The 1,525-nt window shown below is 40.5% G+C and carries 1 protein-coding gene; it reads right to left on the bottom strand.

What is annotated here, in order from left to right; genetic code table 11:
- Positions 1-1,213, bottom strand: a 1,213-nt coding sequence (locus tag A6M13_RS12015; protein ID WP_066546638.1) for an IS1182 family transposase, incomplete at its 3' end; no start/stop codon positions are given.
- Between the last annotated feature and the right edge of the window lie 312 nt (positions 1,214-1,525).

The raw sequence follows: 1,525 nt of genomic DNA, 5'->3' as shown, positions 1-1,525 counted from the left end.
CAATTGATTGAAAGCGCATGTTCTTTCCGTTTGGACACGTATACGTATCTGTTTCTTCATCGTATAACCAATTAACCGTTTTAAATAGATTCTTCTTGTACGCCCTTTTTTGTTCTTTTCGATACATACCATATGGGATTAATGGCGTTCGTTCACGCGTCTGAATCAGTTCTTCATAATTGGCTTCGCTGCCGTATCCGGCATCTGCTACGATATAGGTTGGTAGGGCCATAAATTGTTGCTCAATCGTTTGTAAAAAAGGCTTCAATGTTTTGGTATCCGTTGGGTTTGGGAAAATATCATACGCAAGTGTATATTGGTTCTGTGTGGCAGCTTGTATATTGTATCCCGCCTTTAATTGACCATTTTTCATATAGTCATCTTTCATACGCATAAACGTCGCATCTGGGTCGGTCTTTGAATAACTATTTCGTGGGCCCATGATCGTTAAATCCGTTTCGTATGTCTGTTTTCTTTTTTGCCAATCTTTCACTTGCTTTAGTAACTGCTTCGGCGTTTTGCGCTGGCGACGTAATTCTTTGCGCAACGTTGAATTTTCGGTTTCTTCCATTTTTGTTGTGTAGTCAGCGACTACTTTTTCTAACTGCTCAGCTACTTGCCCCAGTTCTTCTATACTTAATTGTTCCTCATTTTCGCGTTCAATAGCTGGCATGATTTGCTCTCGCACAAGCGATTCGTATATGTCATTTGATTTTTGAATAAGATTCGCATGGAATGTTTCAATCGATTTTTTCCATTTGAATGTGAATTTATTCGCATTTGCTTCAATCTTTGTACCATCGATGAAAATAGCTTGCTCATCAATGACTTTTTCTTCGACGAGCTGGCAACGAAATTGAACAAAGCATTGACGTAAAAGCTCCTGCATCTGCGGATGAACACGGAATCGATTAATTGTACGATAACTCGGCTCATATCCTTGCGCTAACCACATCATTCGTACACTATCTTTCACTAAATCTTCTATTCTTCTTCCGGAGAATACCGATTGCGTATAGCCACATAAAATAATTTTTAACATCATCCGTGGATGGTACGCTGGACACCCTGTTTCCTGCTTGAATGGAGCGAAAGCTTCCTCTGGGATACTCTCCACTAATTGATGAATGTGTTGGGCAATATCGTTTTCTTGTAATTTCTTTTCTACATCTAGCGGTAAAATCAGTTGATTCATGTTATAATTTTTATACATAAAGAAGCTCCTTTTGATGATTTTGTTGTGGTGACTTAATTTTATCAAAGGTGCTTCTTTTTTTCATGCACATTTTTGAACACGAGTTGGACGACGGTGGGCGCGACTTCTGCGGGAACAGCGCGTGCGGAATATCCATTTTTTCGCGCAGCGGAAAAATTAGATGGAGCCGCGCCCGCGAAAAGCGTCGCCCGAAACGGAGCCAACTCGCCGTTACATGTATTCATAAAACAAAGCACCGGCGAATTTACCATTCGCCGATGCTTTGTTCAATTTAGAGGGGGTTTTGTCCCAGCCTCTTTGTTTTTAGAT

Origin of the sequence: Caryophanon tenue, assembly GCF_001700315.1 — a bacterium.
GTDB classification, from domain to species: domain Bacteria; phylum Bacillota; class Bacilli; order Bacillales_A; family Planococcaceae; genus Caryophanon; species Caryophanon tenue.
Note: the sequence above shows the minus strand (reverse complement) of the source record. Positions and strands in the feature narration are given on the sequence as shown.